Below are 23,601 nucleotides of genomic sequence, written 5' to 3' on the forward strand. Positions count from 1 at the left end.
GGGAGCGACACGAGCTGCGGACGGGTTTGGTGGACGCGACCCGGGTATCCGACAGATGTTCGGCCCACCCTGGGGTTATTTACAGGACAAGCGTACTGTTAGGGTAGTGCGCCGCGGCACAGCCCGCCGCGGCGAAGTGATCAAGCCGGGAGTTGATGTGAGCAGCAAGAATTCATCCGTGAACTCGTTCGGAGCACAAGACACGCTCGAAGTCGGAGACAAGCGTTACGAGATCTACCGCCTCGACGCCGTTCCCGGCGCCGACAAACTGCCCTACAGCCTCAAAGTGCTCGCCGAGAACCTGCTGCGCACCGAGGACGGCGCCAACATCACCAAGGACCACATCGAGGCGATCGCCAACTGGGATCCGTCGGCCGACCCGAGCATCGAGATCCAGTTCACCCCGGCCCGCGTCGTGATGCAGGACTTCACCGGAGTTCCCTGCATCGTCGACCTCGCCACCATGCGCGAGGCCATCGCCGATCTGGGCGGCGATCCCGAGAAGGTGAACCCGCTGGCGCCGGCCGATCTGGTCATCGACCACTCCGTGATCGCCGATCTGTTCGGTCGCGCCGATGCGTTCGAGCGCAACGTGGAGATCGAGTACCAGCGCAACGGTGAGCGCTATCAGTTCCTGCGGTGGGGTCAGGGCGCATTCGACGACTTCAAGGTGGTGCCGCCCGGCACCGGCATCGTGCACCAGGTCAACATCGAGTACCTGGCCAGCGTCGTGATGGACCGCGACGGCGTCGCCTACCCGGACACCTGCGTGGGCACCGACAGCCACACCACCATGGTCAACGGCCTGGGCGTGCTGGGCTGGGGCGTCGGCGGCATCGAGGCCGAGGCCGCCATGCTGGGCCAGCCCGTCTCGATGCTGATCCCCCGCGTGGTCGGCTTCAAGCTCACCGGCGAACGCCAGCCCGGCGTGACCGCCACCGACGTGGTGCTCACCGTCACCGAGATGCTGCGCCAGCACGGCGTGGTCGGCAAGTTCGTCGAGTTCTACGGCGAAGGCGTCGCCGAGGTGCCGCTGGCCAACCGCGCCACCCTGGGCAACATGAGCCCCGAGTTCGGTTCCACCGCAGCGATTTTCCCGATCGACGAGGAAACCATCAGCTACCTGCGCTTCACCGGCCGCAGCGAGGAGCAGCTGGCGCTCGTGGAGGCCTACGCCAAGGCGCAGGGCATGTGGCACGACCCCTCCCGCGAACCCAAGTACTCCGAGTACATCGAGCTGAACCTGTCCGAGGTGGTGCCCTCGATCGCGGGCCCGAAGCGCCCGCAGGACCGCATCGCCCTCAACGAGGCCAAATCCGCGTTCCGCCGGGACATCAACGACTACGTCACCAGTGGCGAGTTCAACGGTGAGTACACCGAACTCGACGAGGCCATCGACGAGACCTTCCCGGCCAGCGACCCGGTGCGCAACACGTCGTTCCTCAACAACCGGAAGCCGCCGGCGCACGTGCAATCCGCCGCGGCCGAACCCGACGGCCGGCCCAGCAATCCGGTGGAGGTCAAGACCGAGGAGTACGGCGAGTTCATCCTCGACCACGGCGCGGTCGTCATCGCCGCCATCACGTCCTGCACCAACACCTCGAACCCCGAGGTGATGCTGGGCGCGGCGCTGCTGGCCCGCAACGCCGTCGAGAAGGGCCTGACCACCAAGCCGTGGGTCAAGACGACCATGGCCCCGGGTTCGCAGGTGGTCACCGACTACTACGAGAAGGCCGGGCTGTGGCCGTATCTGGAGAAGCTGGGCTTCTTCCTCGTGGGGTACGGCTGCACCACCTGCATCGGCAACAGCGGGCCGCTGCCCGAGGAGATCAGCAAGGCCGTCAACGACAACGACCTGGCCGTGACCGCGGTGCTCTCCGGAAACCGCAACTTCGAGGGCCGCATCAACCCCGACGTGAAGATGAACTACCTGGCGTCACCGCCGTTGGTGATCGCCTACGCGTTGGCGGGCTCGATGGACTTCGACTTCGACAACACCCCGCTGGGCCAAGACTCCGACGGCAACGACGTGTTCCTGCGTGACATCTGGCCGTCGCAGTCCGACATCAGCGACACCATCGCCAATGCGATCAGCCAGGAGATGTTCGTCAAGAACTACGCCGACGTCTTCAAGGGTGACGAACGGTGGCGCAACCTGCCCACGCCGAGCGGCAACACCTTCGAGTGGGATCAGGACTCCACCTATGTGCGCAAGCCTCCGTACTTCGACGGGATGCCCGCCGAGCCGGAGCCGGTGACCGACATCTCCGGGGCGAGAGTCCTTGCGCTGCTTGGCGATTCGGTCACCACCGACCACATCTCCCCCGCCGGCAGCATCAAGCCGGGCACCCCGGCGGCGACCTACCTCGACGAGCACGGCGTCGACCGCGCGGACTACAACTCCTTCGGGTCGCGCCGGGGCAACCACGAGGTGATGATCCGCGGCACGTTCGCCAACATCCGGCTGCGCAACCTGCTGCTCGACGATGTGTCGGGCGGATACACGCGCGACTTCACCAAGGGCGGCGAGCAGGCGTTCATCTATGACGCCGCGCAGAACTACGCCGAGCAGAACATCCCGCTGGTCGTGCTGGGCGGCAAGGAGTACGGCTCCGGGTCGTCGCGTGACTGGGCGGCCAAGGGCACGCGACTGCTCGGTGTGCGCGCGGTGATCTGCGAGTCCTTCGAACGCATCCACCGGTCGAACCTGATCGGCATGGGTGTGATCCCGCTGCAGTTCCCCGAGGGTGAGAACGCCGAGAGTCTGGGCCTGGACGGCACCGAGACCTTCGACATCACCGGTATCGAGGAGCTCAACAACGGCAAGACACCGAAGACGGTGCACGTCAAGGCCTCGAAGGAAGACGGCAACGCCGTCGAGTTCGACGCCGTGGTGCGCATCGACACCCCGGGCGAGGCCGACTACTACCGCAACGGCGGCATCCTGCAGTACGTGCTGCGCAACATGCTCAAGACGCAGTAGCCGGGAAATCCGTGCCTCGGGTGACCGACGATCACCTGGCGGCGCGCCGTCGCCAGATCCTCGACGGCGCCCGCCGGTGCTTCGCAGAACATGGGTACGAGAACGCGACCGTGCGGCGGCTCGAGGAGACCATCGGGCTGTCGCGCGGCGCGATCTTCCATCACTTCCGCGACAAGGACACGTTGTTCTTCGAGCTGGCGCGTGAGGATGCCGAGCGGATGGCCGACGTGGCCGCGCGTGAGGGCCTCATCCAGGTGATGCGCGACATGCTGGCCGCACCGGAGCAATTCGACTGGCTGGCAACGCGGCTGGAGATCGCCCGCAAGCTGCGCAACGATCCGGCGTTCAGCCAGGGCTGGGCGGAGCGGGCATCGGAGCTCTCGGCCGCCACGACCGAACGGCTACGTCAGCAGAAGCAGGCGGGTCGCCTGCGGGACGACGTTCCCGGTGACGTGCTTCGGACGTATCTGGAGCTGGTGCTCGACGGCCTGGTCGCCCGGGTCGCCTCGGGTGACGACCCCGAACGGCTCGGTGCGGTCCTCGACCTCGTCGAGGATTCGGTTCGGCAGCGCTGATCAGGCCGTCTTGCGGCCCCGGTGGTTCGGTCCGCCGCGGCTGCGCATGGTCGCGCCGGCCTCGCGCAGCATGCTGTGGATCGAACCGTAGGAGTGACCCGTCGACGCGACAAGACTCCGGATGCTGGCCCCGCTCTCGTACGCGCTGCGGAGTTCGCGGATCAGCTGATCCCTGTCTTTGTTGTCTCGTATCATCAACGACCTCCCGCGGTTGTGCTCGGGACCGGTTACCCCGAGCCGCGGGGCTTGACACGTGGGTCAGGCGAGTTCGATCAGGTCCCGGTATTCCTCGGACCAGAAGTCCTCGGTGCCGTCGGGTAGCAGCAGTACCCGCTGCGGATCGAGCGCCTCGGCTGCGCCCGGGTCGTGGGTGACCAGCACCACCGAGCCCTCATAGCTGCGCAGCGCGTCGAGAACCTGTTCCCGCGACGCCGGGTCGAGGTTGTTGGTGGGCTCGTCGAGCAGCAGGACGTTGGCCGTGGAGGCCACCAGCCCGGCCAACGCGAGGCGGGTCTTCTCGCCACCGGACAGCGTGCCTGCCGGCTGATCGAGCTGCGCACCGCTGAACATGAAGGCGCCCAGCAGTCCGCGCAGGTCCTGCTCCCCCGTGTCCGGTGCGGCGTGGCGGATGTTCTCCCACACCGTGGCGAGGTTGTCGAGGGTGTCGTGCTCCTGGGCGAAGTAGCCCAGCTTGAGGCCGTGACCGGGCTCCAGGCCGCCGGCATCCGGGGTCTCGACGCCGGCCAGGATGCGCAGCAGCGTCGTCTTGCCTGCACCGTTGAGTCCCAGGACGACCACGCGCGAGCCTCGGTCGATGGCCAGATCGAGTCCGCTGAACACCTCCAGCGAACCGTAGGTCTTGGTCAGGCCCTTGGCGATCAACGGTGTCTTGCCGCACGGGGCCGGCGTCGGGAACTTGATCCGAGCGACCTTGTCGGCCACCCGCTCCTCGTCCAACGCCGCCATCATCCGGTCGGCGCGGCGCAGCATGTTCTGCGCGGCAACGGCTTTCGTGGCCTTCGCGCCCATCTTGGCGGCCTGGGCCCGCAGCGCAGAGGCCTTGCGTTCGGCGTTGGCGCGTTCCCGGCGCCGCCGTTGCTCGTCGGTGGCGCGGGCATCGAGGTACTTCTGCCACCCCATGTTGTAGACGTCGGCCTCGCCGCGCACGGCATCGAGGAACCACACCCGGTTGACGACGTCGGCCAGCAGTTCGACGTCGTGGCTGATGACCACCAGCCCGCCGCTGTGGTTCTGCAGGAAGGTGCGCAGCCAGCCGATCGAGTCGGCGTCGAGGTGGTTGGTGGGCTCGTCGAGCAGCAGCGTGGTGGCCGATCCGCTGCCGCTCTCGGACGCGGCGAACAGGATGCGGGCCAGCTCGACGCGGCGGCGCTGCCCACCGGAGAGGGTGCGCAGCGGCTGGGTCAGCACCCGGTCGGGCAGACCGAGGCTGGCGCAGATGCGGCCGGCCTCGCTCTCGGCGGCGTATCCGCCGAGGGCGGCGAACCGCTCCTCGAGCTGGCCGTAGCGCCGCACGGCTTTGTCGCGGGCGGCGTCGTCAGCGACCTCGGCCATCAGAGCCTGCTGCTTTTCCAGGTCGGCGAGCAGGGTATCGAGACCCCGCGCCGACAACACCCGATCGCGGGCCAGCATGTCGAGGTCGCCTTCGCGGGGATCCTGCGGCAGATAGCCGACCTCGCCGGTGCGGGTGATCGTGCCCGCGTAGGGTTCGCCCTCGCCGGCCAGGATGCGCATCGTGGTGGTCTTACCGGCCCCGTTACGCCCGACCAGGCCGATCCGGTCGCCGGGCTGGACCCGCAGCGCAGAACCCTCGACCGAGAGCAGGGTGCGCGCTCCGGCGCGGACCTCGAGGTCCGTTGCGGTGATCACGCTGCTGCTCCTGAATTCACGAGGGTGAGGTAGGCCCGCACCCGGTTGGACGTGGGCAAGGCTAATGGCATCGACCGGCCGGAAGCCAATCGATTACCGGCTACTTGTCGTCGGTGAAGTGCGGCGCACGGCCCTCTTTGCGGGCCGCCACCGCTTCCTCGAAGTTGTTCGTCAGCAGCCGGATGTAGAGCTGGCCGAGGCCTTCGGCGTGCATGTGCGACTCCAGCGAGCCCGCGTCGAGGCCGCTCCACAGCGTCCGCTTGGTCAGCTCGGCGCCGGGCCGGGAGAAGCCGGCGATCCGTTCGGCCATCTCGTAGCAGGTCTCGAGCAGCCGGTCTGGGGGCACCTGGCGGGACACCAACCCGATGCGTTCGGCCTCGTCGGCGTCGACGTCGCGTCCGGTCAGCATGATCTCGAACGCCCGTGACGAGCCGATCGCGCGCGGCAGCAGGTAGCTCAGCCCCAGCTCCGAGGCGGTCAGACCGTTGTTGATGCCCGCCGCTCGGAAGTAGGCCTGCGTCGACGCGACACGGATGTCGGCGGCCAGCGCCAGACAGAGCCCACCGCCGATGGCGGCTCCGTTGACCGCGGCGATCACCGGCTGGTGCATCCGGCGCAGCCCCAGGATGACGTCGTCGAGCAGTTCCATCGACCGCAGACCCAAGCTGGGCCGGGTCAGGCCTTCCACGTGCGGGACCGCGCCCGCGGACTTGTGGTCGGCCCCGGACGAGAACCCCCGGCCCGCACCGGTGAGCACGACGACGCGCACGTCGTTGTCGTAGGTCAGTTCACCCAGCACGTCGCGCAGCGGGACCATGACGTCGAAGGCCATGGAGTTCATCCGCTCGGGACGGTTCAGCGTCACCAGGGCCACGTGCGGGCGCGGACGCTCGACGAGGACGAACGGATCGGACGGGCTCACGCGTGCACGGTAACGGGCGGTCAGCCCTGACCGTCCTCCTGGGCGGCGATCGCGGCGTCGATGTCGAACTCCTTGACCTTCTGGACCAAGTCTTCCAGCGCGGCGGGCGGCAGCGCACCGGCCTGGTTGAACACGAGTTTGCCCTTCTTGAAGGCCATCAGCGTCGGGATGGACCGGATGTCGGCCGCGGCGGCGAGCTGCTGTTCAGCTTCGGTGTCGACCTTGGCGTAGACGACGTCGGGGTGCTTCTCCGACGACGCCGCGAAGGTCGGCGCGAAGGCCTTGCACGGACCGCACCACGACGCCCAGAAGTCGACCAGCACGATGTCGTTGCCGTTGATGGTGTCGTTGAATTCCTCGGCGGTGATGTCACGGGTAGCCATGGTTATCCTAACGTTGCGGTGTCCACCCATGTTCCCAGGTTCGGGCCCGGATATGTCCCGCCTACACGCCCTACAGCTCGTAGGCCTTGACCCAGTCGACCTTCATCTGCGCATGGAACGGCGTATCGGCGGCCGGATCACCGGTCCACGGGTTCCCGACGGCGACGTTGAGGATCAGGTAGTGGTCCCACGCTCCGGAGAACGGTGTCCAGTCGCCGCCCAGGGCCTCGTATTCGGCCTTGGTGACCCGGCCGACCTCGACACCGTCGACGTGCCAGACGATCCGGTCGCTGTACCAGTCGATGCCGTACTCGTGGAAGCCCTGCGACAGGTCCACGCCGAGGTCGTGGCTGAACCCCGGCAGCTTCACGTCGATGGTGTTGTCCCGATCGGCGGGGCCGTGGATGTTGCCGGTCCACACCCGGCGGGCCTGCGGGGTACCGAAGCCCGGCACCTCGGCGATGTCGATCTCACCCTGACGTGGCCAGTCGTATTCGTGGCCGGGCTCGAGACCACCGGTCCAGAACGCCGGCAGCACACCCTGGGTGACCGGCATCTGGATGCGCGCCACCACGCGGGTCCCGACCCCGATCGACTGCTTGCCGAAGGTCACGACGCGTGCAGAGGTGTAGTTGTGCGGCGCACCGAATCGGTCGGGGGTGTTCTCCCGGCGTGCCTCGATCACGAGGTTGCCCGCTGCGTCGATGTAGGCGTTGTCGCCGTCGGTGTAGTACTGGTTCTCGCCGGCCGGCCAGCCCCACCGCCCGGTCTGGAAGCCCCAGTACCTCGTCGCTTCGTCCATGCTCGAGAAGTTGGTCTCCCAGAGCAGCTTGCGGTCCGGGGCCGGCTGCTCGGGCGTGGTGGTGGGTTCCTCCGGAGCCGGAACCTCGACGTCTCGGTAGATGCGGGCGCGGACCCCCAGCCACCAGGTCGCGACGAACCTGGGTACCGGGATGGCGAGGAAGTCGGGGCCGAACTTCGTGTTCTTGATCCCGATGGAATACAGCCAGTCGACGAGCATCGATCCCACGGTGACCCGAACGGTCGTGGGCGCCGCGGCGGCAGCTGCCATCTCGGCGGTCGCTTCGGCCTGTGCCGCGACGGCGTGCCGGTACTCGCGGGCCTCGACCTGCTCGGCCGGCAGGTCCTTGCGGGTGGCTACCGCCACCACCGGCGCCGCCACCGCGGCGACCGGCGCGGGCACACGATCGTCGTCGGCGGCCACGGCGGCCGCTGCGCGTACCGCCGGAGTATCGAGTGCCACGCTCTCGACGAGATCCGCCTCGGCCGCGGCCTTTTCGGCGACGCGTACCGCTTCCTCGTCGGGTGCGGCGGTCGCCGCCGTGCGGACCCTGGCGGGCCGGTCCGCGCGGCTGTTGCGACGCTCGCGCGGCTCTCGCGTCGACTGTGTGTCCCTGGACGTCGACTGCGTGTCCCGGGGCGCCGACACCGAGCTGCCGGCGTCGGTGGAACTCGCGGCGCCGGCCGAACTGCCGGACGCCTCCGATCCCGCGGTGTCCGCGGTGGCGACACCCGCGCCGGCCATCATCGCGGCGCCCAGTCCGGCCGCCACCAGACCTCCTGCGAACCAGTGTTTGCCGCTGCCGACCTGGATCCCGGTTTGTGAGCCTTTGTGCATCGACCTTCCATTTCGTCAAAGGGACAAAAGAGGTAGCAGAACTCAACGAGGTCCACGGTGCGACAACCACCGTGAGCGAATGCTCCAGCCGGGCCAAGATCAGCCCGCAAAATCCCCCGATGCGAGTAACTCTCCAGTAAGACGCGACCCGGGGCCGCCTCCTTCCGACAGCTGCGCTAGGAGCACAGCAAACGATAGTCAAACACGTGTGACGGTGCGGGAAATCGCCGAAATTGGTGCGACCCATAGCTTTTCGGCGTCCTGGCCGGCCGATGAAATAGCGCGCGTTCGCCAATTTGCTGCAAGATCAGCGCAGAGCGGGATCTTTGCCAGGAACGCGGCTCCCGGGGCGGACGGATCACCGCAACGACCCCACGTGGCCCTTTCACTGCGCGGCACCTTCTCACCGACGCCTCTGGGGACTTGCCAACGCAGCGACAGGCAACGGCACGAACGAAAACTGCCCACCCGCCTGGGAAGGCGAGTGGGCAGTGCTTCAGGTATGGCTCAGACGGTGAACCCGAGTGCGCGCAGCTGCTCCCGACCGTCATCGGTGATCTTGTCCGGGCCCCACGGCGGGTTCCACACCCAGTTGATCTTGATCTCGCTGACCAGTCCCGCGCCGACGAGCGCCGTGCGCGACTGATCCTCGATCACGTCGGTCAGCGGACAGGCCGCCGACGTCAACGTCATGTCGATCAGTGCCACCTTGCCGGTATCACTGCTCTCCACCCCGACGCCGTAGACCAGTCCGAGGTCGACGACGTTGATCCCGAGTTCGGGGTCGACGACGTCGTGCATCGCCTCCTCGATCTCGGCGAGCAGCTGGTCTTCGGGTATCGCCGTGTCACTCATTGCCGTTCTCCTTCGCTTCGTCCCCGTGTGCCTGCGCGACCGCAGCCTTGAACGCGGTCCATCCCAGGAGGGCGCACTTCACCCGGGCCGGATATTTGGCGACCCCGGCGAAGGCCACGCCGTCACCGAGCACATCCTCGTCACCGTCGATTCTGCCTCGACTGGACACCATCTCCGAGAACGCCGCCACCGTCTTGAGCGCGTCCCCGACACTTTGTCCGATGACCTGGTCGGTCAGCACCGAGGTCGCCGCCTGGCTGATGGAGCAGCCCTGACCGTCGTAGGAGACATCGACGACGGTCTCCTTGTCCTGGGTCAACGTCACCCGCAGGGTCACTTCATCCCCACACGTCGGATTGACGTGGTACACCTCGGCATCGAACGGATCGCGCAGACCGCGGTGGTGGGGACGTTTGTAGTGGTCCAGGATGACTTCCTGGTAGATCTGCTCCAGTCGCATCTTCAGTTCCCGAAGAACTCCACTGCCCGGCGTACGCCGGCGACCAGTCGGTCGACCTCCTCGGCGGTGTTGTACACGGCAAAGGATGCGCGCGCGGTCGCGGCGATGCCGAACCGGCGGTGCAGCGGCCACGCGCAGTGATGCCCGACCCGCACGGCCACGCCCTCGTCGTCGAGCACCTGCCCGACATCATGGGCGTGCACTCCGTCGACGACGAAGGACACCGGTGATCCACGATCGGTCAGCGAGGTGGGCCCGATCACCCGCACACCATCGACGGAGGCCAGCCCGTCGAGCGCGGCACGCACGAGGTCGTGCTCGTGCTCGCACACCGCGGCCATGCCGATCTTGTCGAGATAGCGTGCCGCGGCTGCCAGGCCGACCACCTGTGAGGTCATCGGTGTGCCCGCTTCGAAACGCTGGGGCGCCGGGGCGTAGGTACTCGCCTCCATCGTGACGGTCTCGATCATCGATCCGCCGGTCAGAAACGGCGGCATCGCGCCGAGCAGTTCGCGGCGCCCGTAGAGCACGCCGATTCCGGTGGGACCGAGCATCTTGTGGCCGGAGAAGGCGGCGTAGTCGACGTCGAGACCGTGGAAGTCGACAGGCTGGTGGGGCACCGACTGGCAGGCGTCGAGGACGGTCAGCGCGCCCACCGCCTTGGCCCGGGTCACCAACTCGGCAACCGGGGCGATCGCGCCGGTGACATTCGAATGATGGCTGAACGCAACGACTTTGACCCGTTCGTCGAGCTCGAGGGAGTCCAGGTCGATGCGACCGGCCTCCGGGCCGTCGGGGATCACGCCGTACCACTTCAGCGTCGCGCCGGTCCGCTGCGCCAACTCCTGCCACGGCACCAGGTTGGCGTGGTGCTCGAGTTCGGTGACGACGATGACGTCACCCGGGCCGACGGCCCGGTCGAACCGGCGGTCGCCCAACGTGTAGGCGACCAGGTTGAGCGCCTCGGTGGCGTTCTTGGTGAACACCAACTCGTCGGTGTCGGCGCCGACGAACGCGGCGATGTCCTCGCGACCCTGCTCGTAGGCGTCGGTCGATTCCTCCATCAGCTGGTGGGCACCGCGGTGCACCGCACCGTTGGAGGTCAGCAGGAACTCGCGCTCGGCGTCGAGGACCGCCAGTGGCTTCTGCGACGTGGCTCCGGAATCGAGATAGGCCAGCCGCTGCCCGCCGCGCATCACCCGCGCCAGGATCGGGAAGTCAGCCCTGATCGCCGTGAGGTCGAGTGTCTTCGCGGCCGTCACGGTCAGGCTCCGGCAGCGGCGGCCTGGGTGAAGCGCTCGTAACCGTTCTCCTCGAGCTCGTCGGCCAGTTCCGGGCCGCCGGACTCGATGATGCGACCGTCGACGAACACGTGCACGAACTGCGGCCGGATGTAACGCAGGATGCGGGTGTAGTGCGTGATGAGCAGCACGCCGGCGTTCTCGGTTTCGGCGTAGCGGTTCACGCCCTCGCTGACGACACGCAACGCGTCGACGTCCAGGCCCGAGTCGGTCTCGTCGAGGATCGCGATCTTCGGCTTGAGCAGGCCCAACTGCAGGATCTCGTGGCGTTTCTTCTCACCGCCGGAGAAGCCCTCGTTGACGCTGCGTTCGCCGAACGACGGGTCGATGCCCAGGTCGGTCATCGCGCTCTTGACCTCTTTGACCCAGTGCCGCAGCTTGGGCGCCTCGCCACGGACCGCGGTCGCCGCGGTGCGCAGGAAGTTCGACATCGACACCCCGGGCACCTCCACCGGGTACTGCATCGCCAGAAAGAGGCCCGCCCTGGCCCTTTCATCGATGCTCATCTCGAGCACGTCCTCGCCGTCCAGGGTGATCGACCCGGAGGTCACGGTGTACTTCGGGTGACCGGCGACGGCGTAGGACAGCGTCGACTTCCCGGATCCGTTGGGACCCATCACCGCATGCGTCTCCCCCGACTTGACCGTCAGGTTGACGCCTTTGAGGATCGGGACCTCGTCGCCTTCGGGCGTGTGGACCGAGACGTGCAGGTCTTTGACTTCCAGCGTGGTCATGTCAGTTCGTTCTCGCTTCTGTGATCGCTAGTTCTCGTTCGATGGCTTCGGTGAGACGCTCGCGGACCTCGGGCACCGCGATCTTCGCGATGATCTCGTTGAAGAATCCGCGCACCACCAGCCGGCGGGCCTGGTCCTCGGGGATGCCACGCGCCCGCAGGTAGAACACCTGCTCGTCGTCGAAACGTCCGGTGGCACTTGCGTGTCCGGCACCGACGATCTCGCCGGTCTCGATCTCGAGGTTGGGCACCGAGTCCGCCCGCGCACCGTCGGTGAGCACCAGGTTGCGGTTGACCTCGAAGGTGTCGGTTCCGGTGGCCTCCGCACGGATCAGCACGTCGCCGACCCACACGGTGTGCGCGTCGGGCTTACCGGACTCCGGATCGCCCTGCAGCGCGCCCTTGTAGAGCACATCGGACTTGCAGTTGGGATGCGAATGGTCGACCAGCAGCCGGGATTCCAGGTGCTGTCCCGCGTCGGCGAAGTAGGTGCCGAGCATCTTCGCGTCGCCGCCGGGCCCGGTGTAACGCACCGTCGCGGTGGTACGCACCAGCTCGCCGCCGAGCTGGACGTTGACGTGTCCGAGGACGGCGTCCTTGCCGAGCTTGGCGTGGTGGGCGCTGACGTGGACCATGTCGTCGGCCCAGTCGGCGATCGAGATGACGCCCAGGCCGGCGGAATCGCCGACGATGATCTCGACGTTGTCGGCGTAGGTTCCGCTGCCGCGCAGGTCGACGACCACGATGGCGCGGGAGAGCTCCTCGACCCGGATCTGCAGGTGCCCGTAGGCGACCTGGCCCTCGCCGGGACCGGTGATGTCGACCTCGATCGGCGCGGCGATCTCGGTGTCGCGGCCGACGGTGACGATCGTGGCCGTCTCGAACGATGAATACGCCTGGGCGGCAACACGATCGGTCGGGGCGCCGGCCTGGCCGAGCCGCTGGTCGCTGCGCGCGACGGTTTCGACGGTGACACCGGGCTGTTCGGTGACCGTGACCGTCGCGGCCGCGGTGGCCTGCGCCGAGCCGTCGTGCAGTCCGCGGAGACGCTTGAGCGGGGTGAACCGCCAGATCTCGTCGCGCCCGCCCGGCACCTCGAAGGCGTTGACGTCGAAGGACGAGAACAACTCGCCCTTGTTCACCGCGGAGAGAGCCGAACCCTCCACCGCTTCACTGAGATTCGCACCGGTGGTCACTATCCCACCGCGCCTTCCATCTGCAGCTCGATCAGCCGGTTGAGCTCCAGCGCGTACTCCATCGGGAGTTCCTTGGCGATGGGCTCGACGAAGCCGCGCACCACCATCGCCATCGCCTCGTCCTCGGTCAGGCCGCGGCTCATCAGATAGAACATCTGATCCTCGCTGACCTTCGACACGGTGGCCTCGTGACCCATCGTGACGTCGTCCTCACGGATGTCGACGTACGGATAGGTGTCGCTGCGACTCACGGTGTCCACCAGCAACGCATCACATTTCACGCTGGAGCGGGAACCGTGCGCGCCCTTGTTCACCTGGATCAGGCCGCGGTAGGACGCCCGCCCACCGCCGCGGGCCACCGACTTGGACACGATGTTGCTCGAGGTATGCGGCGCCAGGTGCAGCATCTTCGCGCCGGTGTCCTGGTGCTGGCCCTCGCCGGCGAACGCGACCGAGAGCACCTCGCCCTTGGCGTGCTCGCCGGTCATCCACACGGCCGGGTACTTCATGGTGACCTTGGAGCCGATGTTGCCGTCGATCCACTCCATGGTGGCTCCGGCCTCGGCGCGGGCCCGCTTGGTGACCAGGTTGTAGACGTTGTTCGACCAGTTCTGGATGGTCGTGTAGCGGCAGCGCCCGCCCGGCTTGACGATGATCTCGACGACGGCGCTGTGCAGCGAGTCGCTCTTGTAGATCGGCGCGGTGCAGCCTTCCACGTAGTGCACGTACGCGTCTTCGTCGACGATGATCAGGGTGCGCTCGAACTGGCCCATGTTCTCGGTGTTGATCCGGAAGTAGGCCTGCAGCGGGATGTCCACATGAACGCCCTTGGGGACATAGATGAACGAACCGCCCGACCAGACCGCGGTGTTCAGCGCCGAGAACTTGTTGTCACCGGCCGGGATGACGGTGCCGAAATACTTCTTGAACAGCTCAGGGTGCTCGCGCAGACCGGTGTCGGTGTCGAGGAAGATCACGCCCTGGGCCTCGAGGTCCTCGCGGATCTGGTGGTAGACCACCTCGGACTCGTACTGGGCGGCCACACCGGCGACCAGTCGCTGCTTCTCGGCCTCCGGGATGCCCAGGCGGTCGTAGGTGTTCTTGATGTCCTCGGGCAGCTCCTCCCAGGACGTGGCCTGCTTCTCGGTGGAGCGCACGAAGTACTTGATGTTGTCGAAGTCGATGCCCTCGAGGTTCGACCCCCACTTCGGCATCGGCTTCTTGTCGAAGGTGCGCAGCGCCTTGAGCCGGACGTCGAGCATCCACTCGGGCTCGTTCTTCTTCGCCGAGATGTCCCGGACCACGGCCTCGGACAGCCCGCGCTGCGCGCTGGCCCCCGCAACGTCGGAATCAGCCCATCCGTAGCCGTAGTTGCCCAGGGAAGCGATGGTCTCTTCCTGAGTCAAAGGGGCGGCGGTCTCAGAAACTGAAGCCTCCGGTGTGAGTGTCATTGCGACACACTCCTCTTACTCGTGGTGGCTTCGGCGCGGGCTGTGCGCCGAAGGGTCGTGCTTGGTAGCGCTGGTGGTGTCACCGTCCCGCTGCGCTGAGCGGAACGTGGGTGGTGCAGGCGCAGTCGCCGTTGACGATCGTGGCCAACCGCTGGACGTGGGTGCCCAGCACGTCGGCCATGGCCTGTTGCTCGGCCTCGCACAGCTCGGGGAACTCCTCGGCCACATGCGACACCGGGCAGTGGTGCTGGCAGATCTGCACTCCCGGCACCGGTCCCCGCACCCGCGCCGTGGAGGTGGCGTACCCGGCGCTGGTGAACGCCTCGGCGATCCGCTCCGCGGCCGCCTCGATGTCCTCACTGTCGGCGGGCCCGTCGACCGGCCGGATGTCGGCGAGGATCGCGTCGATCCGCTGCCGGGCGAACGCTTGGACCGCTTCGTCGCCGCCCAGCTCGCGCAGCTGCCGCATGGCGGCCGCTGCGAGGTCGTCGTAGGCGTGGTCGAGTTTGGCCCGGCCCGCGGCGGTGAGCTGGTAACGCTTGGCCGGCCGCCCGCGGCCTTCCTGCTGCCACGCCGCGGCGGCGGTCGCCTTCGCGTCGCCGGCCTCGATCAGCGCGTCGAGATGACGACGCACGCCGGCCGGTGACAGTCCCAGCCGTGCGCCGATGCTGCGGGCGGTGGTGGGACCGGACTCCAACAGCAGCCGGACGATCGCGCTGCGCGTCTGCCCGTATGAATCCCCGTCGACAGCGTGCGACGGTACCGGTGACGGTACGGTCGAACCCTGCTGACGGAATTTCACTACACCAGTGTGACGCAATTCCCGGATCGGGTCCAGCAAGGGCACCCTTAGCCCCGGGTCGGTCTTCTCACAACCCTGACGCGACGAATCGGGAATACGCGCCCGCTACGCTGCCCTGGTGGCAGCCCGCCGACATTCCCTCAGTACGTCGATCGCCGGGTGGCACGGCGACGAGCGGACCGTCGGCAGCCCCCTGACCGCCGCTGAGCTGGTCGCGATGCACCGCACCCGGTTGTTCGGCGCCACCGGAACGGTACTCATGGCCATCGGCGCGCTCGGCGCCGGGGCGCGCCCGGTGGTGCAGGACCCGACCTTCGGCGTCCGGCTGCTCAACCTGCCCTCCCGCATCCAGACCGTGTCGTTGACCATGACCACCACCGGAGCGGTGATGATGGCGCTGGCCTGGCTGATGTTGGGCCGGTTCACCCTGGGCAACCGCAAGATGACCCGGAGCCAGCTGGACCGGACGCTGTTGCTGTGGGCGCTGCCGCTGCTCATCGCGCCGCCGATGTACAGCAAGGACGTCTACTCCTATCTGGCGCAGAGCGAGATCGCCCTGCAGGGCGCGGACCCGTACCGGGTCGGCCCCGCGCCCGGGCTGGGACTGGATCACATCTTCACGTTGTCGGTGCCGAGCCTGTGGCGCGAGACCCCGGCGCCGTACGGGCCGCTGTTCCTGTGGATCGGCAAGGGGATCTCGGCGATCACCGGGGAGAACGTCGTCGAGGCGGTGCTGTTCCACCGGTTGGTGGTGCTGCTCGGCGTCGGCCTCATCGTCTGGGCGACACCGCGCCTGGCCCGCCGGTGCGGCGTGGCCGAGGTGAGCGCCCTGTGGCTGGGACCCACCAACCCGCTGCTGTTCATGCACCTGGTGGCCGGGATCCACAACGAGGCGCTGATGCTGGGCCTGATGCTGGCCGGCACCGAGTTCGCGCTGCGCGGCATCGAAGCCATCGGGGACGCCACGCGCGCCAGGTGGTACCCGACGGCGATGCTGGTCGCGGGCACGGTGCTGATCACGATGTCGTCGCAGGTCAAGCTGCCCTCACTGCTGGCGTTGGGTTTCGTCGCGATGGCGCTGGCCCGCCGGTGGGGCGGCACGGTCAAGGCGTTCCTGATGTCGGGCACCGCGTTGGCGGCGGTGTCGGTCGCGGTGATGGCGATCATCGGGTGGGCCAGCGGCCTGGGTTTCGGCTGGTTGTTCACGCTGGGCACCGCCAATGTCGTGCGTAGTTGGATGTCGCCGCCGACCCTGCTTGCTCTCGGTACCGGACAGGTTGGGATCCTGCTCGGACTGGGCGATCACACGACCGCGGTCCTGGGCCTGACCCGCGCGATCGGTGTCAGCCTGATCGCGGTGATCGTCACCTGGTTGCTGGTGTCGGTGCTGCGCGGCCGACTGCATCCGGTCGGCGGCCTGGGGGTGGCGCTGGGCGCCACGGTGCTGCTGTTCCCGGTGGTGCAACCGTGGTATCTGCTGTGGGCGATCATCCCGCTGGCGGCCTGGGCCACCCGGCCCGGTTTCCGGTCGACGGCGATCATGATGACGCTGGTGGTCGGCATCTTCGGTCCGACCGCCAACGGTGACCGATTCGCGCTGTTCCAGATCGTGCTGGCCACCGTGGCCAGCACGGTGATCGTGCTGTTGCTGATCGCCCTGACCTATCGGTGGCTGCCATGGCGCGCCGTCCCCGAGGCCGCGTCCGGCACCCTCGCCGACGACGATGCGTCACCGGAGACCGGACGCGGCTCCCGACCGCCGCCACCGACCTCGGTGACCGACGCTTACGCTGAGTCACCGTGAGCGCGAACTCTCCTCCCGTGCTGATGCGCAAGGTCAGCAAGCGGTACGGGTCCACTACGGCGGTCTGCGAGCTCGACCTCGACGTGCAGACCGCCGAGGTTCTCGCTCTGCTCGGCCCCAACGGCGCGGGCAAGACCACCACCGTGGAGATGTGCGAGGGATTCCTCCGCCCCGACGAGGGTTCCATCCGGATCCTGGGTCTGGATCCGATCGCCGACAACGCGCAGGTCCGCAGCCGCACCGGGGTGATGCTGCAGGGCGGCGGCGCGTATCCGGCCGCGCGGGCCGGCGAGATGCTGGACCTCGTGGCGTCCTACGCCGCCAACCCGCTGGACCCGCAGTGGCTGCTGGACACGCTGGGGTTGAGCGACTCGGCGCGAACCACCTACCGGCGTCTGTCGGGCGGTCAGCAGCAGCGCCTCGCGCTGGCGTGTGCGGTGGTGGGACGGCCGGAGCTGGTCTTCCTCGACGAGCCGACCGCCGGCATGGACGCCCACGCACGGCTGGTGGTGTGGGAACTGATCGACGCGCTGCGACGCGACGGGGTCACGGTGGTGCTGACCACCCACCAACTGGCCGAGGCCGAAGAGCTGGCCGACCGCATCGTCATCATCGACCACGGCCGCACGGTCGCCACGGGCACGCCGGCCGAGCTGATGCGCAGCGGCGCCGAGAACCAGCTGCGGTTCCGGGCGCCGCGGATGCTCGACCTGGCGCTGCTGACGGCGGCGCTCCCGGAGGGCTACCGGGCCACCGAGGCCGCGCCCGGCGAGTACCTCGTCGAGGGTCACATCGACCCGCAGGTCCTGGCGACCGTCACCGCGTGGTGCGCGCGGCTCGACGTACTGGCCACCGACATGCGCGTCGAGCAGCGCAGCCTCGAAGACGTCTTCCTCGAACTCACCGGCCGGGAGCTGCGCAAATGACCGTCAACCGGTTCGCCCCGGGTACTTTCGCCCCGGATCCGCGCCCCGCTCCGGTCGCGGCGATGCTCCGCGCGCAGTTCGGCCTGGAGCTGCGCCTGCTGCTGCGCAACGGCGAACAGCTGCTGCTGACGATGTTCATCCCGATCACGCTGTTGATCGGCCTGACCGTGTTGCCGCTGGGTGACTTCGGCCCCAACCGGGCCGCCACCTTCGTCCCGGCGATCATGGCGTTGGCCGTGATATCGACCGCGTTCACCGGGCAGGCCATCGCCGTCGCCTTCGACCGCCGCTACGGCGCCCTCAAGCGTCTCGGCGCCACGGCGCTGCCGGTGTGGGGCATCATCGCCGGCAAGTCGATGGCCGTGGTGGCCGTGGTGACGCTGCAGTCGGTGCTGTTCGGTGCGATCGGTTTCGGTCTGGGCTGGCGGCCGCCGCTGGCCGGGCTGGCGTTGGGCGCCCTGGTGATCGCGCTGGGCACCGTGGTGTTCGCCGCACTCGGACTGCTGCTCGGCGGGACGCTGCGCGCCGAGATCGTGTTGGCCGTGGCGAACCTGGCGTGGTTCGTCTTCGCCGGCCTGGGCGCATTGGTCGTCGAGGGCGCGGCGGTGCCGGGCGCGGTGCAGTGGGTCGCGCGGCTGACGCCGTCCGGCGCGCTCACCGAGGCGCTGTCCGGCGCGATGGCGCTGTCGGTGTCCTGGCTCGCCCTGGCGGTCCTGGCGGTCTGGGGCGCGGTCGCCGCCGTCGCCGCGCTGCGCTGGTTCCGGTTCACCTGAGCCCCCGGCCCGCCCCTACTACGGGCGGTAGTTAGCCGACCTCTACCATCGACTGCGTGTCCGTCGGACGTTTCTTCCTGCGGCTCGTCGACGTGCTCCCGGAGCCGAGTCTGCGGGCCCAGCGCATCGTCGCTGCGGCGGTGATCCTCACCCAGGGCGGGATCTCCGTGACGGGCGCCATCGTGCGGGTCACCGCGTCCGGGTTGGGTTGCCCGACCTGGCCGCAATGCTTCCCGGGCAGCTTCACCCCGGTCCCCCACCCCGAGGTGGCGGGCATCCACCAGGCCGTGGAGTTCGGCAACCGGCTGCTCACGTTCCTGGTGGTGTTGACCGCGGCCGCGGCGGTCCTCGTGGTGACCCGCGCGCGCAGACGTCGTGAGGTGCTGATCTACGCGTGGCTGATGCCCGCGTCTACGGTGGTGCAGGCGGTGATCGGCGGCATCACCGTGCTCACCGGACTGCTGTGGTGGACGGTGGCGATCCATCTGCTCGCCTCCATGGCCATGGTGTGGGTCGCGGTGCTGCTGTTCGTCAAGATCGGCCAGCCTGACAGCGGTGTGGTCGAAGCGGTCGCGCCCAAACCCCTGCGTCAGCTGACCGCGCTGAGCGGAGTGACGCTGGCCGCGGTGCTGGTGACCGGGACCATGGTGACCGGCGCGGGGCCGCACGCCGGTGACAAGAGCATCGACCGCCCGGTCCCCCGCCTGCAGGTCGAGATCACCACGCTGGTGCACATGCACTCGTCGCTGCTGGTGGCCTACCTGGCGCTGCTGGTCGGTCTCGGGTTCGGGCTGCTGGCGGTCGGTGTGCCCGCCGCGGTACGCAAGCGACTTCACGTCCTGGTGGTACTGGTCGCCGCGCAGGGACTTCTCGGCGCGGTGCAGTTCTTCGCGGGGGTGCCGGCGGCGCTGGTCGCCGTCCACGTCGCCGGCGCGGCCGCCTGTACCGCGGCGACCGCGGCGCTATGGGCGTCGATGCGAGAGCGGGCCGAGCCCGAACTTCTCCAGCGCTGACTCGACGGCGAGCGCGAAGCGCCGCTGCTGCGCCGCGCGGGTAGGCCCGTTCAGGAGCTGCCAGCCCAGCGACGGTTCGACGAGCTCCAGCTCCAGCAGCACGGATTGCTCGGCGGCACCCAACAGGTCGACCCGCGCATACAGCAGGTCGGCGACCTCGATGTCCAGGTGGGCGGCGGCGGCCTCCAGCGCGCGGTGACCGACGTCCCACGCCTGCGGATCCGGGTCGGCGGGGCCCAGCGACTCGGTGGCGAAGGTGCCGGACTCGTCGAGCCCGGGCGCACCGCCCGGCGCGGGCAGCATCGGCCCCTTGGTGAACGCATGCGAGGGCTCTCCACCCAGGAACACCAGGGCCGTCTCGCCGTCGGCCACCCGCGGGTCGAAGGGCTGGACCAGGACGCTACGTCCCTGTGCGTGCAGATCGTCCGCGTGGGCACGAGCCGACTCGGGATCGTCGAACCGCAACGCGCCCCGGGAGCCGGCCCCGACGGCCGGTTTGACGACGACCTCCCCGGCCGGGATGTGCACCTGCTCGCCGGGTGCGAAGAACGCGCCGGGCACCGTCGGCACACCGGCGGCGGCAAGGTCGACCAGGTAGCGCTTGTCGGTGTTCCACGCGACGACCTCAGCCGGGTTGAGCAGGTTCGCCACCCGGGCGGTCCACTGCAGGAACTCCTCGAGGCGGTCGGCGTAGTCCCACGTCGCACGCAGGATCACCAGGTCGGCGGCCAGCGTGGCGGGGTCGTCCCACGGCAACCACCGGGCGTGCAGACCGCGCGCCCGCAGCGCTCCGATCAGGCCCGCGTCGTCGCCGTCGCCTTCGGGCAGCGCCCGGCAACCCGCGAGGACGATGCGGGGGTGGTAGAGATCGGGGCGGGCCGGAGACACTGACTGGATGCTAGCCGCCGTCGGCGGCAGGGTAAGGATGGTGGACATGTACGCGATCGAAGTGGCTCAGACCGGCGGACCCGAAGTGCTCACCGGGGTCGAGAAACCGCAGCCGTCCCCCGGTCCGGGACAGGTGCTGATCAAGGCCGAGGCCATCGGGGTGAACTTCATCGACACCTATTTCCGGTCCGGCCTCTACCCGCGCGAGCTGCCGTTCGTGGTGGGCACCGAGGTGTGCGGCACCATCGAGGCCGTCGGCCCGGACGTCGCGGCGCTCACCGTCGGCGATCGTGTCGTCACCGACAAGGCGCTCGGCGCCTATGCCGAATACTGCGTCGCGCCGGCGGATTTCGTCGCCTACGTGCCCGACGGGGTGGCGCCCGAGGCGGTGGCCTCGGCGCTGCTCAAAGGGATGACCGCGCACTACCTGATCAAGTCCACCTATCCGGTGCAGCAAGGCGACTCGGTGCTCGTCCACGCCGGTGCCGGTGGTGTCGGGTTGATCCTGACCCAGTGGGCGACCAGCCTGGCCGCCAAGGTCATCACCACGGTGTCGACGCCGGACAAGGCCGAGATGTCGCGTCAGGCCGGGGCGGTCGCGGTGCTCGACTACCCGGAGGATCCGCAGGAGTTCGGCGCCCGGATCCGGGAACTGACCGACGGGCACGGTGTGGCCGCCGTCTACGACGGGGTCGGCGCCTCGACTTTCGAGGCGAGCCTGGCCAGCCTCGCCGTCCGCGGCACCCTGGCCCTGTTCGGGGCGGCCAGCGGCCCGGTGCCCCCGGTGGATCCGCAGCGGCTCAACACCGCGGGCTCGGTGTACCTGACCCGGCCTAACCTGGCCCATCACACCCGCACGGCCGACGAGTTCTCGTGGCGCGCAGGCGAATTCCTCAGCGCCGTGGCCGACGGCACGCTCAACGTCACGGTCAGCCACCGCTACCCGCTGCGTGAGGCCGAACAGGCGCACCGCGACCTGCAGGGCCGCAAGACCGTCGGCTCGGTGGTGTTGGTGCCCTAGACCATTTCGGCGGACGGGAACGTCCAGGACCCGTCCAGGATCTCCGGGCGCGGACGGTAGAGGCGCACCAGGTAGTTCCAGCCCGGCGTGATCGGCAGGTGGTTGGGCCGCCCGGCGTCGCCTCCGAAGTGGATCGTCACCGCGCCGTCGGCGTCCCGGACGCCGGTGACGCTGTTGACGCAGTAGGTGTCGGCGGGATTGGGCGTGAAGTAGCCGTCGGCGTTGTAGACCGTCACCGACCAGAACGCGTCGACGGGGACCTCGCGCACCGTCAGCCGGTGGGCTGTGACGCCGTCGGCGGCGGCGGGATCGACGGTGAGGTAGAGCGCGTCGCGCTCCGGGTTGCCACCCCACGCCGCGGCCGCACCGATGAGCCGGCGGACCGGATCGACCTCCCCGGCGGCCCCGAACATGCCGCGGGTGTCGGGCAGGGTCGCGAACAGGGCGATCAGCGCGTCGCGGACCACCGCCTGGGTGTCCGGGTCCCAGTCCGGCACCTCGAACGCCCCGACGGCGGCCTGGTCGACGGTCACCGCGTCCTGAAGTGCGTGCGCGGCGGCCAGATCGGCCGGGTCACGGGGATCGACGAGCGTGCGCAGGGCCAGCATGACGTAGCGGGTACCGATGCCGTCCCGGTCGAATGCGTGCCGGCCCGAGGTGTAGATCACCTCCGGCACGTAGTGGTCCTGGGTGATCACCTACAGCGCCATGAACCGGCCGTCGACGTCGGGCAGCGTGACGGCGAGCGGTCCGGCGTCGAGGTCGAACACCCCGACCGAGTACAGCGTGTCCCGGTTCTGCCGTACGACGAGCTGGTTGTCGAGCGGTCCGAAGTCCCGGTAATGGGTGAACCGGCCGAGCACGCCGTCGCGGACCACGTTGCCGAAGTACAGATCGGATTCGGCACGGACGAAGTTGTCCGGCGAGACCCGCACGGCCATCGGTCAGACGTGCAGCAGGGTGGGCAGCGCCAGCGCCGAGTCGACGGCCAGGGCGCAGAACACCACGGCGAGATAGTTGTTGGACTGCAGGAACAGCCGCAGCGGTTTGACCGCCTCGCCGCGCTTGACCCCGGCGTAGAGCTGGTGGGCCATCACCAGGAACCAGGTGCCGGCCAGGATCGCCACCGACGCGTACAGCCATCCGGTGGTCAACGCCAGCGCAAGCGTGGCCGCGACGGTCAGCCACGTGTACACGACGATCTGCCGGGTGACCTGCTGCTCGGTGGCGACCACGGGCAGCATCGGCACGCCGGCGGCCTCGTAGTCCTCCTTGTAGCGCATGGCCAGCGCCCAGGTGTGCGGCGGCGTCCAGAAGAAGATGATGAGGAACATCACCAGCGCAGGCCACTCGATGGTGCCGGTGACCGCGGACCACCCGATCATCACCGGCATGCAGCCCGCGGCGCCGCCCCACACCACGTTCTGTGAGGTGCGGCGCTTCAGCAGCAGGGTATAGACCAGCACGTAGAACGCGATGGTGGCGCCGGCGAGATGCGCCGAGAGCAGGTTGGTGGTCCACCAGAGCCAGAAGAACGAGGTGACCGACAGCGTCAGCCCGAAGATCAGCGCGTGGCTGCGGGGCACGGTGGCCCGCGCCAGTGCGCGCCGCTCGGTGCGCTTCATCTTCTTGTCGATGTCGGCGTCGGCGACGCAGTTCAGCGTGTTCGCACCCGCCGCGGCCAGCAGTCCACCGACCAGCGTGTTGAAGATCAGCAGCGGATCGACGGTGCCGCGGTTGGCCAGCAGCATCGCCGGGATGGTGGTGACCAGCAGCAGTTCGATGACCCGCGGCTTCGTCAGGCCGATGTAGCCGAGCACCCGGTCGCGGAACCGGATCGGGCCCGCGGCGGCGTCGTGGACGAGTTGGCCTTCGCGAATCCTCACGCAAACCACTCCTCAGCGACAACTCGGGTCAACGACGGCTCCTTGACGGGCTTCTACTACAGAGGATGGTAGACCGCTCGGCTCCCGGGCCGAAATTGCAGGG

Annotated in this window: 21 protein-coding genes and 1 pseudogene; 7 read left to right on the top strand and 15 right to left on the bottom strand. The window is 68.6% G+C overall.

Annotated elements, in window-relative coordinates; all coding sequences use genetic code 11:
* Positions 1-157: 157 nt before the first annotated feature.
* On the top strand, positions 158-2,983 hold the full coding sequence (locus ACAG25_RS06825) for an aconitate hydratase (RefSeq protein WP_370487569.1): 2,826 nt from the start codon (positions 158-160) through the stop codon (positions 2,981-2,983).
* 11 nt (positions 2,984-2,994) lie between these two features.
* Positions 2,995-3,558, top strand: a complete 564-nt coding sequence (locus ACAG25_RS06830; protein ID WP_370487570.1) for a TetR/AcrR family transcriptional regulator — start codon at positions 2,995-2,997, stop codon at positions 3,556-3,558.
* Here the strand turns inward: ACAG25_RS06830 and ACAG25_RS06835 are convergent, their stop codons facing one another.
* The 12 genes from ACAG25_RS06835 to ACAG25_RS06890 all read right to left on the bottom strand — a co-directional run bounded on the left by ACAG25_RS06835 (position 3,559) and on the right by ACAG25_RS06890 (position 15,283).
* Positions 3,559-3,753, bottom strand: a complete 195-nt coding sequence (locus ACAG25_RS06835) for a helix-turn-helix domain-containing protein (protein ID WP_370487571.1) — start codon at positions 3,751-3,753, stop codon at positions 3,559-3,561.
* A 63-nt stretch (positions 3,754-3,816) separates the two neighbouring features.
* A complete protein-coding gene (locus ACAG25_RS06840) occupies positions 3,817-5,445 on the bottom strand; it encodes an ABC-F family ATP-binding cassette domain-containing protein (protein ID WP_370487572.1) in 1,629 nt (542 codons plus the stop codon).
* 100 nt (positions 5,446-5,545) lie between these two features.
* Positions 5,546-6,391 carry an enoyl-CoA hydratase gene (locus ACAG25_RS06845; RefSeq protein ID WP_370487762.1) on the bottom strand — a complete coding sequence of 282 codons (846 nt, stop codon included), beginning with the start codon at positions 6,389-6,391 and terminating at the stop codon, positions 5,546-5,548.
* Positions 6,388-6,750: a thioredoxin gene (gene trxA, locus ACAG25_RS06850; protein ID WP_370487573.1), complete on the bottom strand. Its 363-nt coding sequence runs from the start codon at positions 6,748-6,750 to the stop codon at positions 6,388-6,390. The genes ACAG25_RS06845 and trxA overlap by 4 nt, the downstream gene beginning before the upstream one ends.
* 70 nt (positions 6,751-6,820) lie before the next feature.
* The gene (locus tag ACAG25_RS06855) at positions 6,821-8,389 is read right to left on the bottom strand and encodes a family 16 glycosylhydrolase (RefSeq protein ID WP_370487574.1); all 1,569 of its coding nucleotides are present in this window, start codon (positions 8,387-8,389) and stop codon (positions 6,821-6,823) included.
* Between the two features lie 507 nt (positions 8,390-8,896).
* Positions 8,897-9,244: a metal-sulfur cluster assembly factor gene (locus ACAG25_RS06860; protein ID WP_370487575.1), complete on the bottom strand. Its 348-nt coding sequence runs from the start codon at positions 9,242-9,244 to the stop codon at positions 8,897-8,899.
* Complete coding sequence (gene sufU, locus ACAG25_RS06865) at positions 9,237-9,710, bottom strand: Fe-S cluster assembly sulfur transfer protein SufU (RefSeq protein WP_370487763.1); 474 nt, start codon at positions 9,708-9,710, stop codon at positions 9,237-9,239. The genes ACAG25_RS06860 and sufU overlap by 8 nt, the downstream gene beginning before the upstream one ends.
* Complete coding sequence (locus ACAG25_RS06870; protein ID WP_370487576.1) at positions 9,707-10,966, bottom strand: cysteine desulfurase; 1,260 nt, start codon at positions 10,964-10,966, stop codon at positions 9,707-9,709. Before ACAG25_RS06870 ends, sufU begins: the two co-directional genes overlap by 4 nt.
* Before the next feature lie 2 nt (positions 10,967-10,968).
* Positions 10,969-11,739: a Fe-S cluster assembly ATPase SufC gene (gene sufC / locus ACAG25_RS06875; RefSeq protein WP_370487577.1), complete on the bottom strand. Its 771-nt coding sequence runs from the start codon at positions 11,737-11,739 to the stop codon at positions 10,969-10,971.
* A gap of 1 nt (position 11,740) precedes the next feature.
* Positions 11,741-12,934 carry a Fe-S cluster assembly protein SufD gene (gene sufD, locus ACAG25_RS06880; protein ID WP_370487578.1) on the bottom strand — a complete coding sequence of 398 codons (1,194 nt, stop codon included), beginning with the start codon at positions 12,932-12,934 and terminating at the stop codon, positions 11,741-11,743.
* Positions 12,934-14,385 carry a Fe-S cluster assembly protein SufB gene (gene sufB / locus ACAG25_RS06885; RefSeq protein WP_370487579.1) on the bottom strand — a complete coding sequence of 484 codons (1,452 nt, stop codon included), beginning with the start codon at positions 14,383-14,385 and terminating at the stop codon, positions 12,934-12,936. The genes sufD and sufB overlap by 1 nt, the downstream gene beginning before the upstream one ends.
* Positions 14,386-14,464: 79 nt before the next feature.
* On the bottom strand, positions 14,465-15,283 hold the full coding sequence (locus ACAG25_RS06890) for a helix-turn-helix transcriptional regulator (protein ID WP_370487764.1): 819 nt from the start codon (positions 15,281-15,283) through the stop codon (positions 14,465-14,467).
* Positions 15,284-15,305: 22 nt separating this feature from the next.
* Here ACAG25_RS06890 and mptB point away from each other — a divergent pair, with 22 nt between their 5' ends.
* The 4 genes from mptB to ACAG25_RS06910 all read left to right on the top strand — a co-directional run bounded on the left by mptB (position 15,306) and on the right by ACAG25_RS06910 (position 19,703).
* Positions 15,306-16,991 (top strand): polyprenol phosphomannose-dependent alpha 1,6 mannosyltransferase MptB, encoded by a 1,686-nt coding sequence (gene mptB, locus ACAG25_RS06895; protein WP_370487580.1) that lies wholly within the window; start codon positions 15,306-15,308, stop codon positions 16,989-16,991.
* A gap of 23 nt (positions 16,992-17,014) precedes the next feature.
* Positions 17,015-17,917 carry an ABC transporter ATP-binding protein gene (locus ACAG25_RS06900; protein ID WP_370487765.1) on the top strand — a complete coding sequence of 301 codons (903 nt, stop codon included), beginning with the start codon at positions 17,015-17,017 and terminating at the stop codon, positions 17,915-17,917.
* Positions 17,914-18,690 carry an ABC transporter permease gene (locus tag ACAG25_RS06905; protein ID WP_370487581.1) on the top strand — a complete coding sequence of 259 codons (777 nt, stop codon included), beginning with the start codon at positions 17,914-17,916 and terminating at the stop codon, positions 18,688-18,690. The genes ACAG25_RS06900 and ACAG25_RS06905 overlap by 4 nt, the downstream gene beginning before the upstream one ends.
* Positions 18,691-18,782: 92 nt before the next feature.
* The gene (locus ACAG25_RS06910; RefSeq protein ID WP_370487767.1) at positions 18,783-19,703 is read left to right on the top strand and encodes a heme A synthase; all 921 of its coding nucleotides are present in this window, start codon (positions 18,783-18,785) and stop codon (positions 19,701-19,703) included.
* Here ACAG25_RS06910 and ACAG25_RS06915 read toward each other — a convergent pair.
* The gene (locus ACAG25_RS06915) at positions 19,653-20,591 is read right to left on the bottom strand and encodes a RimK family alpha-L-glutamate ligase (protein WP_370487583.1); all 939 of its coding nucleotides are present in this window, start codon (positions 20,589-20,591) and stop codon (positions 19,653-19,655) included. The genes ACAG25_RS06910 and ACAG25_RS06915 overlap by 51 nt on opposite strands.
* Positions 20,592-20,637: 46 nt before the next feature.
* Between ACAG25_RS06915 and ACAG25_RS06920 the strand changes: the two genes are divergently transcribed.
* Entirely contained in the window at positions 20,638-21,612 is a 975-nt protein-coding gene (locus tag ACAG25_RS06920; RefSeq protein WP_370487584.1) for a quinone oxidoreductase, read from the top strand.
* On the opposite strand, the pseudogene ACAG25_RS06925 reads toward ACAG25_RS06920, so the two are convergent.
* A pseudogene (locus ACAG25_RS06925) lies at positions 21,609-22,553 on the bottom strand (DUF1214 domain-containing protein). The gene ACAG25_RS06920 and the pseudogene ACAG25_RS06925 sit on opposite strands and share 4 nt — an antisense overlap.
* A 3-nt stretch (positions 22,554-22,556) precedes the next feature.
* Positions 22,557-23,450, bottom strand: a complete 894-nt coding sequence (locus tag ACAG25_RS06930) for a heme o synthase (RefSeq protein ID WP_370487768.1) — start codon at positions 23,448-23,450, stop codon at positions 22,557-22,559.
* Positions 23,451-23,601: the final 151 nt, after the last annotated feature.

Source organism: Mycobacterium sp. pV006 (assembly GCF_041287115.1).
GTDB lineage: Bacteria > Actinomycetota > Actinomycetes > Mycobacteriales > Mycobacteriaceae > Mycobacterium.

What these genes read in the sequence shown, in the direction of transcription:
- ACAG25_RS06835 (WP_370487571.1), bottom strand. Translation starts at nt 3,753, where the DNA reads ATGATACGAGACAACAAAGACAGGGATCAGCTGATCCGCGAACTCCGC.
- trxA (WP_370487573.1), bottom strand. Translation starts at nt 6,750, where the DNA reads ATGGCTACCCGTGACATCACCGCCGAGGAATTCAACGACACCATCAAC.
- ACAG25_RS06855 (WP_370487574.1), bottom strand. Translation starts at nt 8,389, where the DNA reads ATGCACAAAGGCTCACAAACCGGGATCCAGGTCGGCAGCGGCAAACAC.
- ACAG25_RS06860 (WP_370487575.1), bottom strand. Translation starts at nt 9,244, where the DNA reads ATGAGTGACACGGCGATACCCGAAGACCAGCTGCTCGCCGAGATCGAG.
- sufC (WP_370487577.1), bottom strand. Translation starts at nt 11,739, where the DNA reads ATGACCACGCTGGAAGTCAAAGACCTGCACGTCTCGGTCCACACGCCC.
- sufB (WP_370487579.1), bottom strand. Translation starts at nt 14,385, where the DNA reads ATGACACTCACACCGGAGGCTTCAGTTTCTGAGACCGCCGCCCCTTTG.
- ACAG25_RS06900 (WP_370487765.1), top strand. Translation starts at nt 17,015, where the DNA reads ATGCGCAAGGTCAGCAAGCGGTACGGGTCCACTACGGCGGTCTGCGAG.
- ACAG25_RS06905 (WP_370487581.1), top strand. Translation starts at nt 17,914, where the DNA reads ATGACCGTCAACCGGTTCGCCCCGGGTACTTTCGCCCCGGATCCGCGC.
- ACAG25_RS06920 (WP_370487584.1), top strand. Translation starts at nt 20,638, where the DNA reads ATGTACGCGATCGAAGTGGCTCAGACCGGCGGACCCGAAGTGCTCACC.